The following is a 223-nucleotide window of genomic DNA, read 5'->3' as shown; positions in this document are numbered from 1 at the left end:
CCTGCGTGAAATCATCCACCGCTTTCCATGGCTGCGCCATGTCTTTGCCGATGGCGGCTACGCTGGCGACAAGCTCAGGGAAGCGCTCCGGCGTATCGGCAAATGGACTGTCGAGATCGTCAAGCGATCCGATGTTGCAAAAGGCTTCGTGGTTCTTCCGCGCCGCTGGGTCGTCGAGCGAACACTGGCTTGGCTGAACCGCAACCGCCGGCTCGCCAAGGAC

The 223-nt window shown here is 61.4% G+C and carries 1 protein-coding gene; it reads left to right on the top strand.

The annotated features are described in order from the left end of the window. On the top strand, positions 1-223 hold a 223-nt coding region (locus SxD43FB_RS24565; protein WP_141249684.1), incomplete at both ends, for a transposase.

The organism is Sphingobium sp. D43FB, from assembly GCF_002312805.1.
In the GTDB taxonomy this organism is placed as follows: domain Bacteria; phylum Pseudomonadota; class Alphaproteobacteria; order Sphingomonadales; family Sphingomonadaceae; genus Sphingobium.
Note: the sequence above shows the minus strand (reverse complement) of the source record. Positions and strands in the feature narration are given on the sequence as shown.